Here is a 14,600-nt window from a genome sequence, read left to right on the forward strand (position 1 = left end):
TAATGTATTTACCACAAGAAATTATCCGTAAAAAACGTGACGGCGAAGTTCTAACAGCCGACGAAATCAACTTCTTCATTCAAGGCGTAGCAAACAACAGTGTGTCTGAAGGTCAGATCGCCGCATTTGCTATGACAATCTTCTTCAATGAAATGACGATGCCAGAGCGTATCGCACTAACGTGTGCAATGCGTGATTCAGGTATGGTTATCGATTGGAGCCACATGAACTTTGGTGGCCCAATTGTCGATAAGCATTCTACTGGGGGTGTGGGTGACGTGACTTCTCTAATGCTTGGCCCAATGGTGGCAGCATGTGGCGGTTTTGTACCTATGATCTCTGGTCGTGGTCTTGGCCACACTGGCGGAACGTTGGATAAGCTTGAGTCTATTCCTGGCTACAACATCACTCCGACAAACGACGTATTTGGTCAAGTAACCAAAGATGCAGGCGTAGCAATCATCGGTCAAACTGGTGACCTAGCGCCAGCGGATAAGCGCGTTTACGCGACTCGCGATATCACAGCAACAGTAGACAACATCTCACTGATCACAGCGTCGATTTTATCGAAGAAGCTTGCTGCAGGTCTTGAATCTTTAGTGATGGACGTGAAAGTAGGTTCTGGCGCATTCATGCCAACTTACGAAGCATCTGAAGAACTAGCAAAATCTATCGTTGCAGTAGCAAACGGTGCTGGCACTAAGACTACGGCAATTCTTACGGACATGAACCAAGTATTGGCTTCTTCGGCGGGTAACGCAGTGGAAGTTCGCGAAGCGGTTCGTTTCTTAACGGGTGAATACCGTAACCCTCGCCTACTTGAAGTGACCATGGCTTCATGTGCTGAAATGTTGGTGCTTGGCAAATTAGCTGAGAACACAGAAGACGCACGTGCGAAACTGATGGAAGCGCTAGATAACGGCAAAGCGGCTGAGTGCTTCGGTAAGATGGTAGCTGGTCTAGGTGGTCCTGTGGATTTCGTAGAAAACTACGATAACTACCTAGAAAAAGCAGAAATCATTAAACCAGTATACGCAACAGAAACTGGCGTTGTATCTGCGATGGATACACGTGCTATCGGCATGGCTGTGGTTTCAATGGGCGGCGGTCGTCGCGTTGCGACAGATGAAATCGACTACGCGGTTGGTTTCGATAACTTCATCCGTCTTGGTGAAGTAGCTGATAGCGACAAACCTCTTGCGGTTATCCACGCTCGCACTGAAGAGCAGTGGGAAGAAGCAGCAAAAGCACTTCGCAGTGCAATCACTGTAGGTGGTGAGTACACACCAACTCCAGAGGTTTACCGTCAAATCCGTGCAGAAGATCTTTAATCGAATAAGTAATTACACAAGGCCTACTCAACCATAATAAGAAGCCGAGTGGGCCTAAGGAACGAGCAATGAAAAGAGCATTTATTTTAGTACTAGACTCATTCGGCATCGGCGCAGCAGCAGATGCAGAGCAATTTGGTGATGTAGGTTCAGACACACTAGGTCATATCGCTGACCAGTGTGAGCAAGGCTTAGCAAATAACGATAAGCGTGAAGGCGCGCTTCGTCTTCCAAACCTATCTAAACTAGGTCTAGCAATGGCGCACAAAGAGTCAACCGGTCGTTTTGCCCCTGGCCTAGATGCAGACGCTGAAATCATCGGTGCATATGGTCACGCTGCAGAGCTTTCTTCAGGTAAAGACACACCGTCTGGTCACTGGGAAATCGCAGGTGTTCCTGTTCTGTTTGATTGGGGTTACTTCACTGATAAAGCGAACAGCTTCCCGAAAGAGCTGACTGACCGCATTCTTGAGCGTGCAGGTCTTGACGGTTTCCTAGGTAACTGCCACGCATCTGGTACTCAAGTTCTTGACGATCTTGGTGAAGAGCACATGAAGACTGGTAAGCCAATCTTCTACACATCTGCTGATTCTGTATTCCAAATCGCATGTCACGAAGAGACTTTTGGTCTAGACCGTCTACTAGAGCTTTGCCAAATTGCACGTGAAGAGCTAGAAGATTACAACATCGGTCGTGTTATCGCGCGTCCATTCGTTGGTGCTGGTAAAGGTCAATTCGAGCGTACCGGTAACCGTCGTGACCTTTCTGTTGAGCCACCATCAGCAACTGTGCTTCAGAAGCTAGTTGAAGAGAAGCAAGGTGATGTGGTTTCTATCGGTAAGATTGCGGATATCTACGCAAACTGCGGCATCACTAAGAAAGTGAAAGCGACAGGTATCCCTGCATTGTTCGAAGCAACGCTAGAGCAAATCAAAGAAGCGGGTGACAACACGATCGTGTTCACTAACTTTGTAGATTTCGACTCTGCTTACGGTCACCGCCGTGACGTAGCGGGTTACGCTGCTGCGCTTGAATACTTCGATGGTCGCATCAATGAAGTGCTAGAGATTATGGAAGAAGACGATGTGCTGATCCTAACGGCAGACCACGGCTGTGATCCAACATGGCCAGGTACTGACCATACTCGTGAGCACATCCCAGTGATTGTTTACGGTAAGAAAGTACCAGCAGGTTCACTAGGCCGTCGCGATAGCTTTGCTGATATCGGTCAAACATTGGCAAGTTACTTCGGTACTTCTCCAATGGATTACGGTAAGAACTTCCTATAATTAGTTAGGTTTTGAAAACTAGGAGCTTGATGGCTCCTAGTTTTATGTTGGCAGCATGGAAGTGCTGCTTGTCGGAAATGAGATTATTCTAGCCAAACCGCCAGTAGCAGTGCGGATCGCTAGAAACAGGTTAAGGAAAAGAAACATGGCAACTCCACATATCAACGCAGAAATGGGTGCTTTCGCAGACGTCGTTCTGATGCCGGGTGACCCGCTACGTGCAAAATACATCGCAGAGACTTTCCTTGAAGATGTAGTTCAAGTGTGTGACGTTCGTAATATGTTTGGTTACACAGGCACTTACAAAGGTCGCAAGATCTCGGTAATGGGCCACGGTATGGGTATCCCATCTTGTTCTATCTACGTGACTGAGCTGATCAAAGACTTCGGTGTGAAGAAAGTGATCCGTGTAGGTAGCTGTGGCGCTGTGAACGAAGACATCAAAGTACGTGATGTTGTTATCGGCATGGGTGCTTGTACTGATTCTAAAGTGAACCGTATCCGCTTCAAAGGTCATGACTTTGCGGCTATCGCTGACTACAAAATGGTTCGTGCAGCAGAAGAAGCAGCAAAAGCTCGCGGCGTTGATGTGAAAGTAGGTAACCTATTCTCAGCGGAACTGTTCTACACGCCTGATCCAGAAATGTTCGATGTAATGGACAAGTACGGCATTGTTGGTGTTGAAATGGAAGCGGCTGGTATCTACGGTGTTGCAGCAGAGTACGGTGCAAAAGCGCTAACTATCTGTACTGTTTCTGACCACATCAAAACTGGTGAGCAAACGACATCTGACGAGCGTCAAACTACGTTCAACGACATGATGCTGATCGCTCTAGATTCAGTATTGCTAGGTGATGAAGAATAAGGGCGAGCAGCCTTGTATTCTTTTGCTTATCAGCATAAAAAAACAGCCCGCATCATGCGGGCTGTTTTATTTTCTAAATTCGCTTTTTGGATTATTTGGTTAGCAACAGGTTTTCTGCTTTCTTGCGGCGGATCGGCTGTCTGCGCAAGATCATGATGAACAACATGCCACACACAAAGCTCATCAGTACCATCATGTACATGTAGCGATCACTCTTGCGGTAATGGTGATCAGAAATGGCGGTGACTCGACCAGTTTCAAATGTCACTCGCACAAAGCCAATCACGGCACCATCCGATAACACAGGTTCTACGAGCTGTTGTCGGCCAATGGATGCGGTTGCAAGAGGGGTATCTAGCCCCAAAACTTCACGCACCGACAGTGCTTCTTCACTCGATGCTAAGCGCACGCCTTGTGCGTCGTAAATAGTCGCGTCGAATACCAAGCGGTCTTGAGCAAGCTGGTTGGTTAGCTTCAATAGACGCTCTTGGTCTTTATTGATGATCATCTCGCCGGCAGACAATGATGCCTGCGAAATCAAAACTTTGGTCAGGGTTTCAAGCTGCTGTGCTTGTATCTTCTCATTACCCTTACTGATCACGACACTGTTCTTGATGGTGATGAAAAGCATCACACACAACAGGATCAGAGCCAGAATTCGTAGGGCATTCCTTACTGAGAACAAGGATTCACTCATGCTCTTTACTCGTCCATTCAAATCAAAACAAAGACTTGCCTTTTTAGCTTGTTAAGGTAACGTTTTAGCAAAGTCACAAGGGATTATATACATGGACGCGTCAAAAAGCTTGCCTATCAGAAGGCATACGACTCATTTAAAACGACTACCCGAAACTCGGTTTGCGACACAACTCGATAAAGCCAAGGCGAATTGGATTGTGTTTGGCGACCATCTTGAGCCTCGTAACTTCGAAGACATCGACTTCTTTACCGGTTTCTACAATCCTATTCTGGATACGTGGAAAGTCGGCCAATATGAAGTGGCATTAATGGCGGGCAATCTTACGCCTGAACATGAAACCATCCTAAAAAGCTTAAAATTGGATTACGCTTCTCTTAACGAGGTGCCGGATCTGTCTGCGCCGGGTTTGGTTGTGTTTGATATGGACTCAACGGCAATTCAAATCGAGTGTATTGATGAAATTGCTAAACTTGCTGGTGTTGGCGAAGAAGTCGCAGAGGTGACTGAGCGTGCCATGCAAGGTGAGTTGGATTTCGAGCAAAGCTTACGTCAACGTGTCGGTAAACTGAAAGGTGCCGATGAAGCGATTCTTGAACAAGTGCGCAGCCAGCTGCCATTCATGCCAGATTTCGAAGCGCTGATTGCAACTTTTAAAGCGCTTGGGTGGAAGACTGCTATTGCTTCCGGTGGTTTTACTTACTTCTCAGATTTCATTAAAGACAAAGTAGGATTAGACTTTGCGCAGTCCAACCAACTGGAAATTGTTGATGGTAAGCTGACCGGTGAAGTGCTAGGCGATGTTGTGTCAGCCCAAACGAAAGCAGATATTTTGGTTGAGCTTGCTGAAGAGTACGATATTGAGCAGCACAATACGGTTGCCGTCGGTGATGGTGCGAACGACTTGGTGATGATGGCTGCGGCAGGCCTTGGTGTTGCTTATCACGCCAAACCTAAGGTTGAAGAACAAGCACAAACCGCTGTTCGATTCGCAGGTTTAGGTGGCGTACTGTGTATTCTTTCTGGAGCGTTGGTTAAGCAGCAGAAAATCAGCTGGAAAGCGAAACCTTAGTTGGCGCTTCTTCCAAATTAACATAGAAAAACACCGCCATCTCGGCGGTGCTTTGTTATTCCGTTAGCTCTAAGCGAACAATCACTTCTTCGGTAATATCTTCAAATTCACTGTAGCCAACTAAGGCGGTTAACTCTTTTTCTAACTTACTGGCTTGATGAACCCCAAATTGGGTTAAATCGCTCAGATCTTGACGCAGTAATGATGTCATTGGATCGAAGATCGGCGCCGTGGAGATGCGTGTAGCATAGAACTCACCCATCATCCGCGCTTTCTTGATGAATTGAATCCGCTCTTTCACGCTGGTGAAGTCTTGCTGCATTTTTGACTCAATCGCAGTGATCTTATGACCGACTTTATTCACGCTAATATAAATATCTTGGTGACGAGCCTGCGCGCCATCAATACGTTTGATCGGATCGGCAATCAAAGTATTTGAGCGGCCTTTAAACAGTGGTTCGAGCGAGTATTGTTGGTTGTGACCGAGACGTGCGTACAACTCGATGTGTTTTGCCAACGGTAAGTTCACTCCGATCACCGGTGTCTTGACCGAAGAAGCGGCGCTTTTGCTGATAAAGATCGGGGTACTTAACGTTCTTGAGAGCAACACGCTGTGCAGCCGTTCTAAGAGGGCATTACTTGGTAGCATCTCTTTTTGTGGGATCAGCTTGTCTTGGTTGTGCTCAATAATGCTATTAAAAAAAGCAATCACACGCATGGTTTTGCTTTGTTCATCGATAACCAATTGGACACTTCGACCGTCAGGGCTAATACGAATCACACGGTATGGCACATCCGAGAGTGGTAGCTTTTTATCGTAAAGCTGCAATTCACGAAAGTTAATCTGCACTTCTTGCCCTGAACGCAGCGCAGTGGGCTCGTCCAATTTCAGCCCTAGGCCTCGCTTGGAAATGTCCATAGTGAAGCCAGTTGCTTTGGCGTTGCCAATGTCTAGCTCCAAAGGCGTTTTGAAGCGATAACGAGGCTCTTTACGGCGCGATTGTGCATCGAAGTAAATTCCTTTTGGACTACCAAGGATTTTTCTTGGATGGCGAAACTCATTCAGGGTATTTGCTGGCACTCTTGGCTTTTCAGTCAGCAGGTAATCTTGGCCCGATTTTTCATCGGCAATTTCTTGTAAGATACCAACGTGTGTCAGCTTCTGTGAACTTTCTGCTAACTCAGAGGAAAAGGCCGCAAGATCATTTTTCTCTTGCTCAGATAACTCGAAGATCGAAATGCGGAAAGCGCGCCAACTTTTTCGCTTGGCGCCTAAATGCCAGAAGAGTTGACGCTGTTCTCTTGTCGCCTCTGGACGTAGCATCGAATAGAAGTAGGTTTTGCCTTCATGCTCATGGGTAAAAGAGTACAGCACATTGGTTGCTCCTTTAACGCCGGGAGCAATTAACGAAGCCATTCTCTTCGGGTTGAATAGCGAGCCGAAGACTTGTTGGTTGCGCTCATCATGCCAGTACTGCCACATCTTTTGATTATTGGGTGTGAGCATGGCGAGTTTGAGCTCGCTGCCTTCAAAAAACAGCGGCAGATTACTGGTGTGCTTAAGCGCAATGTGCTCATAGCCGCGCGTGCGAGCACGAATGATTTTGTCCTGATTGTCATGGCGAGCGCGTTTCGCTGCGCTGTTGAGTGCTTCATCAATCACGCGAGCAATGACATTGGTTTCCGTTAACCGAATGGTTCTTAGGTAACGAACGGAATCATTCTCGTAGCAGTCGTCTACCGCCAGCACACGATAGGTGATCGGTTTTTCGACGCCCACCACTTGAGACTTACTGGCAAACTCGGTAAAGGTAACTTGAATGACTTCACCCAAGCTGTACTTGAAGGCGCTAGGTACTTTGAATTTCGCTCCCGAACAAGAAAGGTCAATACTCAGACCGTGGATCACTTGTTCTTTTGAACGAACGATTTCCACTTGAGACTGTACTTTTAAGCGTTTCTCTTGACGTTTTAAGTCATACCCAAGGTGCACAGGCTCTGCGAGAAAAGGGCTTTTCGGATCGGTAAGCGATCGCTCTTCACTCTTACCATTGTTTTTGCTCATTACACGGAAGTTATTACGTGTATTGACCAAGGCTTCCCACATGCCCTCGGTGTAACCACCATACTTTTTTAGGTTCTTGTGGTAAGCGTTAAAGGCGACGTCATCCAACCAATGTGGAATGCCATCTAATAAGTATTCACGACATTCGCCTTTCACTCGACCTCGCAAATCAATGCTCTTTTTACAAGGAGCCATGACACGGTTGAGTTCCATCTTCACTAGAATTTTGGCCGATGGTGGTTCTCCTTCGGTCAATTGACCCAGGACGAAATCAAAGTCATCAGCGCCGTAAACAGGGATGAGGCGTTCTGCGAGCGAGAGAATTTCAGATTGCTGCATTATTTCTGTTAAAGTATGTCGTTATTCGAATTATATCGGCTAAGCAAAGCAAAGCTTGAGTATATCAAGAGTTCATCTTCGATACGGTCATGACATGGCGGTGCTTGGTCACATTTGTTGAAAAAACCGAGTGTTTAAGAATTGAGGCATCATGGCGAAAGCAAAACGAGCGTATGTTTGTAATGATTGTGGCGCGGATTTCCCACGTTGGCAGGGGCAGTGTAATGCGTGTGGTGCATGGAACACGATTACTGAAGTTCGTATTGCTGCATCGCCAACGGTAGCACGCAACGAACGCTTATCTGGTTACGCAGGCTCAGCAACGGAATCAAAAGTTCAAACCCTGTCAGAGATTGATCTGCAAGAAGTGCCCCGTTTTACGAGTGGCTTTAAAGAGCTAGACCGAGTACTTGGTGGTGGTGTGGTTCCGGGCGCTGCGATTCTTATCGGTGGTAACCCCGGCGCAGGTAAGTCGACTTTGCTTTTGCAAACCATGTGTCTGTTGTCTTCGCAAATGCCTACTCTCTATGTGACGGGTGAGGAATCGCTCCAGCAAGTGGCAATGCGTGCTTCACGACTTGGGTTGCCAAAAGAGCACCTGAAGATGTTGTCGGAAACGAACGTCGACAAGATTTGCCAAATTGCAGAGAAAGAACAGCCGCGCATTATGGTGATTGACTCGATTCAGGTAATGCACGTGTCTGATGTTCAGTCGTCGCCGGGGAGTGTCGCTCAGGTACGTGAATCGGCAACCGCGCTGACGCGTTATGCAAAGCAAAATAATGTGGCAGTCTTTATTGTTGGTCACGTAACAAAAGATGGTACCCTTGCCGGCCCTAAAGTACTTGAGCACATTATTGACTGTTCAGTTCTACTCGATGGTGGTACTGATAGCCGCTTCCGAACCTTACGTAGCCACAAAAACCGTTTTGGTGCGGTGAATGAACTTGGCGTCTTTGCCATGACAGGGCAGGGACTGAAAGAGGTCAATAACCCTTCGGCGATTTTCCTATCCCGCGGTGAAGAAGAGACGTCGGGTTCGTCCGTTATGGTGGTGTGGGAAGGTACGCGCCCTCTATTAGTAGAGATTCAAGCACTGGTGGACTACTCACAATTGGCAAACCCACGTCGCGTCGCGGTGGGCCTAGAACAAAACCGTCTGTCTTTATTATTGGCGGTGCTGCATAAGCACGGTGGCCTACAAATGGCCGATCAAGATGTGTTTGTGAATGTCGTTGGTGGTGTAAAAGTCACAGAGACCAGTGCTGACCTTGCGCTAGTTATGGCGCTTTTGTCGAGTTTTCGCGATCGCCCACTACCAAAAGATGTGGTGGTGTTTGGTGAGGTTGGCTTAGCGGGAGAGATTCGCCCAGTGCCGAGTGGCCAAGAGCGTTTGAATGAAGCATTCAAGCACGGCTTTAAGAAAGCGATCGTACCAGCAGCGAATATGCCAAAGGGCGGTATTCCTGGTATGCAAATCCATGGTGTTAAAAAACTGTCGGAGGCTATCGAAGCATTTGATGAGTTGTAAACGCCATCTTGTGCCCCAATTTAAGGGGTAACAATAATGTTGAATCTATCCTCATTATTATCGAATTAGCAGACAAATTGCGAAGTTTGACTATTATTTGAGGGTGGAAAATCGACGTTAAAATTTTTTTTTGTTCCAATAGCACGCAAAGGTATCCGTCTTGACAGATTGTGATATACTCTGCGCGCACTTTATACCTTATTAACAGAGTAAGACAATGACTGATTTATCAAAATACAGAAACATTGGTATTTTCGCGCACGTTGATGCGGGTAAAACTACCACAACTGAGCGTATCCTGAAGCTTACTGGTAAAATCCATAAGACTGGTGAAGTACACGACGGCGAGTCTACAACTGACTTCATGGAGCAAGAAGCTGAGCGTGGTATTACAATCCAGTCTGCAGCAGTAACTTGTGAGTGGAACGGTCACCGCCTGAACGTAATCGACACTCCTGGACACGTAGACTTTACAGTTGAAGTATACCGTTCACTTAAAGTTCTTGACGGTGGTATCGGTGTATTCTGTGGTTCTGGTGGTGTTGAGCCTCAGTCAGAAACAAACTGGCGTTACGCGAACGACTCAGAAGTTGCTCGTCTGATCTTCGTAAACAAACTAGACCGTATGGGTGCAGACTTCTTCCGCGTTGTTGACCAAGTTAAGAACGTACTAGGTGCAAACCCACTAGTTATGACTCTACCAATCGGTCGTGAAGACGACTTCGTTGGTGTTGTAGACGTACTAAACCGTAAAGCTTACGTTTGGGACGAAACAGGTCTGCCAGAAAACTACGAAATCCAAGACATCCCAGCTGACATGGTTGACGATGTAGAACAGTACCGTGAAGAGCTAGTTGAAACTGCTGTAGAGCAAGACGACGATCTAATGGAAGCTTACATGGAAGGCGAAGAGCCAACTATCGAGCAACTAAAAGCTTGTATCCGTAAAGGTACTCGTGACCTAGCGTTCTTCCCAACGTTCTGTGGTTCTGCATTCAAAAACAAAGGTATGCAACTTATCCTTGACGCTGTTGTAGATTACCTACCAGCTCCAACTGAAGTTGATCCTCAGCCTCTAACAGATCCAGAAACTGGTGAGCCAACAGGTGAAGTTGCTACAGTTGACGCTGACGCGCCACTAAAAGCACTTGCGTTCAAGATCATGGACGACCGTTTCGGTGCTCTAACATTTATCCGTATCTACTCTGGTCGCATGAAGAAGGGCGATACTGTTCTTAACTCTGCAACTGGTAAGACTGAGCGTATCGGTCGTATGTGTGAGATGCAAGCTGACGAACGTAACGAACTTACTGAAGCTCAAGCTGGTGACATCATCGCTGTAGTAGGTATGAAGAACGTTCAAACTGGTCACACTCTATGTGATCCTAAGCACGAATGTACTCTAGAAGCTATGATCTTCCCAGAACCAGTAATCTCTATTGCTGTTTCTCCAAAAGACAAAGGTTCTACTGAGAAAATGGGTATCGCGATCGGTAAAATGGTTGCAGAAGATCCATCATTCCAAGTTGAGACTGATGAAGATTCAGGTGAAACTATCCTGAAAGGTATGGGTGAACTTCACCTAGACATCAAGGTAGACATCCTTAAGCGTACTTACGGCGTTGAGCTAGAAGTAGGTGCTCCACAGGTAGCTTACCGTGAAACTATCACTCAAGCAGTTGAAGATAGCTACACGCACAAGAAGCAGTCTGGTGGTTCTGGTCAGTTCGGTAAGATCGACTACCGCATCAAACCAGGTGAGCCAAACTCAGGCTTCACGTTCAAATCAACAGTTGTTGGTGGTAACGTACCTAAAGAATTCTGGCCTGCAGTTGAGAAAGGCTTTGCGTCAATGATGGATACTGGTGTTCTAGCTGGCTTCCCAACTCTAGACGTTGAAGTTGAACTATTCGACGGTGGTTTCCACGCAGTTGACTCATCAGCAATCGCTTACGAAATCGCAGCTAAAGGTGCATTCCGTCAGTCTATGCCTAAAGCAGGCGCGCAACTTCTTGAGCCAATCATGAACGTTGACGTGTTCACTCCAGAAGACAACGTTGGTGACGTAATCGGTGACCTTAACCGTCGTCGTGGTATGATCAAAGACCAACAAGCTGGTACTACAGGCGTTCGTATTAAAGCAGACGTTCCTCTATCAGAAATGTTTGGTTACATCGGTCACCTACGTACTATCACTTCTGGTCGTGGTCAGTTCTCTATGGAATTCGCTCGTTACGCAGCATGTCCATCGAACGTTGCTGAGCAAGTAATCGCAGAAGTTAAAGAGCGCGAAGCTAAGAAGTAATTCTTAAGCTAACGCTTTAATATATCAAAGCCCCGCCTAGTGCGGGGCTTTTTAATATCTCTCGATAGGCAAGTGGTCCTATATTGCTTGTTTACCTTACTCTTCTTTTAATTGAATCGTCTCAAAGTCACGAATGGTATTGCGTTCAAATTCGGCAATCTCTTCTTTTATCCACTGACTAAATAACTGCGTTTTTTGACGCTTTAAATACCCTGTTGGCGCACAGAGGTAATAGGCATATTTGGGTTGAATTCCTACATTGCCAATACGAACCAGCTTACCCTCTTGAATATAACGATACGCCAAGCTGTGCTTAACCAAAGCCACGCCTTGCAGAGAAAGGGCGCCTTCCAGTACTAAATGCGAACCACTGTATTTCAGCGTCGGCTTCGCTGCTTTATGGCCTAGCGTTTCAAGCCATAGATTCCAATCCAGATCAGGCCATAAATCTTCAATTAACTCCGCTTTCTCCAAGTCTTCGATTTGGTAGATATTGTGCTCTTTCTGATAAACCGGATGACAAGCAGGATAGAAAACTTCATCCATCAACCACTGAGATTCAAGATTTGGATAATCGCCTTGCCCATAGCGAACGCAAAGGTCTATCTGGCTGTCTTGAAATGAGACCAGTTCATTGGTGGGTTCCATCAGTAGTGATAGCTCAGGGTGTCTCTGCCTAAAAGCAGTAATTCGAGGAATCAACCAATGATGTGCAAAAGAGGGCAAGGTTGAAATGGAAAGATGATTTGGATTGGGGTCTTGGTTTATCAACCGCACACCTTGTTGGAGGTGGCTAAATCCTCGCTCAGCTTGAGCAAAAAGCAAATTACCCTCTGGAGTGAGGTGAATTTTCCTATGTTGGCGTACGAACAAGTCAGTACCAAGAGACTCTTCTAGCTGGCGTATTTGCTGGCTAATCGCGGCAGGGGTGACGAATAAGTGCTTTGCTGCCGCTTTAAAGCTTCCTTCTTTTGCCGCGATGTAGAAGTAGTACAGACCTTGTAGCGGAGGTATACGCTCTTTCACATTAGTTTTCCTTAACTCAATGTCAGATTCTATCGTTTGAGATTAACAGGGTAGTCGCTGATTATTAAGTGGTCAATGTGAATCAAAAGGAGAAGATATGAGCAATACTACGCAAACTTGTGGGCGATTAGCCTCGAAGCCACAGCAACGCTTGGTTCAGTATATCTTTTCTAAACTCTCTATTTGGAGAAAGAACTACCGAACACGGCGCCATCTCGCAGAGCTGCCAGAACATCTTTTGGATGACATTGGTTATAGTGAAAGTGAAGTGCGAAAGGAAATTCAAAAACCGTTTTGGCGTGATTGATTAGGTTAAGAAATAAAAACGCTCCCTAACTAGGGAGCGTTTGACAATTCAGCGTGGGGTGATAGAGCGATTACAGGTCTTCTTCCCAAACAACCAGTTCGCCTTTTGGCCAGTTGTGACCAATTTCATGGTATTTCTGCTCAAGGACATGGCGCTTGATCTTCAAGGTAGGAGTCAGAATACCGTTTTCGATACTCCACGGGTCTTGAATCATCAGCACACCTTTTATTTGCTCGTGCGATTCCAGCTCTTGGTTCATGCGAGCGATCACTTTGCGAGTTGTTCGTGCGTAACGTTCTTTGTCGAAGTTAGGGAAATCGTGCGGCACAACCAACAAAATAGGCCCTGGTAAGCCTAGGCCGATCAAACACATCATTTCGACGCGGCTGTATTCGAACAGTTTCTTCTCAATAGGAACAGGTGCAACAAATTTACCTTTTGAAGTTTTAAAGGTGTCCTTCTTGCGGCCTTGGATAGTGAGATAACCATCCGCATCGATTGAGCCGATGTCACCTGTATGCAGCCATCCTTCGGAGTCAAACGACTCTTGTGTGGCGATATCGTTTTTGTAGTAACCTGAGAACAAGCCTTTACCACGGACCATGATTTCTTCATCATCAGCGATCTTCAGTTCAATGCCTGGGCCGGCATTACCTACTGAGCCAATTTTATCGGCACGGAATGGGTAGTTAAGTGTGCTGTAGGCAAATGACTCCGTCATGCCCCAGGCTTCCGTGATGTTTAAGCCTACGCTGCGATACCACTCGAGCAATGCTGGTGATACAGGCGCAGAGCCACAACCAAGAACACGCGCTTGATCTAAGCCGAGACCATCCGCCAATTTCTTCTTAATCAGTGAATTAACGAATGGGATCTTCAGCAGAATATTGAGCTTTTTCTGCGGAAGTTTGTCTTGAATACGTTGCTGGAACAGTGTCCACAATCGCGGTACAGAGATGAATAGTGTCGGACGATGCATTTTTACATCTTCGATAAACGTATCGAGAGACTCTGGGAAAGCCGTAGTTACACCACCCATAATGGATGAGCCGAAGATATATACACGCTCAGTAATGTGAGCAAGTGGCAAATAAGAGAACAAACGGTCGTTTTCTTGAATACCAATATGATTAATCAACTGCTGAACTGACCAACTGAACGCACCGTATGTCAGCATTGCCCCTTTCGGTAGCCCTGACGTTCCTGAGGTGTACACGAGAGACATGAGCTTGTCATCATGGTGTTGCGGACGCTCTGCGCTTGGTTCTACATCGGCAATAATCTCAGTAAACTGATATTGGCATTTCGGCGCAGTATCGTAAGGAAGTGCAATGCTAATTAAATCTGGCATTGAATCGATCACTTGTTGCGTCGCCGCTGGATCATCTAACTTACCTCCGATCAGAGCTTTACTCTCACTGTGTGTCACACAGTACTCGATAGTATCCGCTCCAGCTGTCGGGAAAATAGGCACGCTAACGTAATCACCTAGCATCATTGCCAAATCACAGATGAACCATTCGGCACAGTTTTTTGAGACTAATGCTACTTTGTCACCCGGTTGAACCCCCAAGTTTCTAAGCGCAGTTACCAGCTTAAGTGCTTTATCTGCAACCTCTGCGTAGGTGAACTCCACAAACTGTCGATTAATGATTTGTTTTAAATAAACATCATTTGGGCGTTCCTCTGCCCATTTTAGGATCATTTCATTTGGCGGCGGGAGAGCGCAACCAGCGGTCTGTTCTAGGTTAGGCTGATTCATTGTAGATGACT

11 protein-coding genes are annotated in these 14,600 nt (G+C 46.4%); 7 read left to right on the top strand and 4 right to left on the bottom strand.

Annotated elements, in window-relative coordinates; translation table 11 throughout:
- Nucleotides 1-2: 2 nt before the first annotated feature.
- The 3 genes from deoA to deoD all read left to right on the top strand — a co-directional run bounded on the left by deoA (nt 3) and on the right by deoD (nt 3,485).
- Entirely contained in the window at nt 3-1,331 is a 1,329-nt protein-coding gene (gene deoA / locus KHO06_RS04370; RefSeq protein ID WP_045369730.1) for a thymidine phosphorylase, read from the top strand.
- A gap of 68 nt (nt 1,332-1,399) precedes the next feature.
- On the top strand, nt 1,400-2,620 hold the full coding sequence (locus KHO06_RS04375) for a phosphopentomutase (RefSeq protein WP_038891095.1): 1,221 nt from the start codon (nt 1,400-1,402) through the stop codon (nt 2,618-2,620).
- Between the two features lie 145 nt (nt 2,621-2,765).
- The gene (gene deoD, locus KHO06_RS04380; RefSeq protein ID WP_005449118.1) at nt 2,766-3,485 is read left to right on the top strand and encodes a purine-nucleoside phosphorylase; all 720 of its coding nucleotides are present in this window, start codon (nt 2,766-2,768) and stop codon (nt 3,483-3,485) included.
- Between the two features lie 91 nt (nt 3,486-3,576).
- Here deoD and KHO06_RS04385 read toward each other — a convergent pair whose 3' ends face one another.
- The gene (locus tag KHO06_RS04385; RefSeq protein ID WP_012128802.1) at nt 3,577-4,182 is read right to left on the bottom strand and encodes a YtjB family periplasmic protein; all 606 of its coding nucleotides are present in this window, start codon (nt 4,180-4,182) and stop codon (nt 3,577-3,579) included.
- A gap of 91 nt (nt 4,183-4,273) precedes the next feature.
- On the opposite strand from KHO06_RS04385, the gene serB reads away from it, so the two are divergent.
- Nucleotides 4,274-5,254, top strand: a complete 981-nt coding sequence (serB, locus tag KHO06_RS04390; RefSeq protein ID WP_212582143.1) for a phosphoserine phosphatase — start codon at nt 4,274-4,276, stop codon at nt 5,252-5,254.
- A 55-nt stretch (nt 5,255-5,309) separates the two neighbouring features.
- Here serB and KHO06_RS04395 read toward each other — a convergent pair whose 3' ends face one another.
- Complete coding sequence (locus KHO06_RS04395) at nt 5,310-7,658, bottom strand: PilZ domain-containing protein (RefSeq protein ID WP_047481615.1); 2,349 nt, start codon at nt 7,656-7,658, stop codon at nt 5,310-5,312.
- 151 nt (nt 7,659-7,809) lie between these two features.
- Between KHO06_RS04395 and radA the strand changes: the two genes are divergently transcribed.
- Nucleotides 7,810-9,189 carry a DNA repair protein RadA gene (gene radA, locus KHO06_RS04400; RefSeq protein WP_045369724.1) on the top strand — a complete coding sequence of 460 codons (1,380 nt, stop codon included), beginning with the start codon at nt 7,810-7,812 and terminating at the stop codon, nt 9,187-9,189.
- Nucleotides 9,190-9,406: 217 nt separating this feature from the next.
- Nucleotides 9,407-11,494, top strand: a complete 2,088-nt coding sequence (fusA, locus tag KHO06_RS04405) for an elongation factor G (RefSeq protein ID WP_005530296.1) — start codon at nt 9,407-9,409, stop codon at nt 11,492-11,494.
- 96 nt (nt 11,495-11,590) lie between these two features.
- Here the strand turns inward: fusA and KHO06_RS04410 are convergent, their stop codons facing one another.
- Complete coding sequence (locus tag KHO06_RS04410; RefSeq protein WP_212582144.1) at nt 11,591-12,520, bottom strand: LysR substrate-binding domain-containing protein; 930 nt, start codon at nt 12,518-12,520, stop codon at nt 11,591-11,593.
- 97 nt (nt 12,521-12,617) lie between these two features.
- Here KHO06_RS04410 and KHO06_RS04415 point away from each other — a divergent pair, with 97 nt between their 5' ends.
- Nucleotides 12,618-12,827 carry a DUF1127 domain-containing protein gene (locus KHO06_RS04415; protein WP_212582145.1) on the top strand — a complete coding sequence of 70 codons (210 nt, stop codon included), beginning with the start codon at nt 12,618-12,620 and terminating at the stop codon, nt 12,825-12,827.
- A gap of 70 nt (nt 12,828-12,897) precedes the next feature.
- Here KHO06_RS04415 and KHO06_RS04420 read toward each other — a convergent pair whose 3' ends face one another.
- Complete coding sequence (locus KHO06_RS04420) at nt 12,898-14,589, bottom strand: AMP-binding protein (RefSeq protein WP_045451321.1); 1,692 nt, start codon at nt 14,587-14,589, stop codon at nt 12,898-12,900.
- Between the last annotated feature and the right edge of the window lie 11 nt (nt 14,590-14,600).

The organism is Vibrio sp. B1FIG11 (assembly GCF_905175335.1).
Lineage (GTDB): Bacteria > Pseudomonadota > Gammaproteobacteria > Enterobacterales > Vibrionaceae > Vibrio > Vibrio campbellii.

Coding starts and splice junctions, on each gene's coding strand:
- KHO06_RS04375 (WP_038891095.1), top strand. CDS start 1,400: ATGAAAAGAGCATTTATTTTAGTACTAGACTCATTCGGCATCGGCGCA.
- deoD (WP_005449118.1), top strand. CDS start 2,766: ATGGCAACTCCACATATCAACGCAGAAATGGGTGCTTTCGCAGACGTC.
- fusA (WP_005530296.1), top strand. CDS start 9,407: ATGACTGATTTATCAAAATACAGAAACATTGGTATTTTCGCGCACGTT.
- KHO06_RS04395 (WP_047481615.1), bottom strand. CDS start 7,658: ATGCAGCAATCTGAAATTCTCTCGCTCGCAGAACGCCTCATCCCTGTT.
- KHO06_RS04420 (WP_045451321.1), bottom strand. CDS start 14,589: ATGAATCAGCCTAACCTAGAACAGACCGCTGGTTGCGCTCTCCCGCCG.
- KHO06_RS04385 (WP_012128802.1), bottom strand. CDS start 4,182: ATGAGTGAATCCTTGTTCTCAGTAAGGAATGCCCTACGAATTCTGGCT.
- serB (WP_212582143.1), top strand. CDS start 4,274: ATGGACGCGTCAAAAAGCTTGCCTATCAGAAGGCATACGACTCATTTA.
- KHO06_RS04415 (WP_212582145.1), top strand. CDS start 12,618: ATGAGCAATACTACGCAAACTTGTGGGCGATTAGCCTCGAAGCCACAG.
- deoA (WP_045369730.1), top strand. CDS start 3: ATGTATTTACCACAAGAAATTATCCGTAAAAAACGTGACGGCGAAGTT.
- radA (WP_045369724.1), top strand. CDS start 7,810: ATGGCGAAAGCAAAACGAGCGTATGTTTGTAATGATTGTGGCGCGGAT.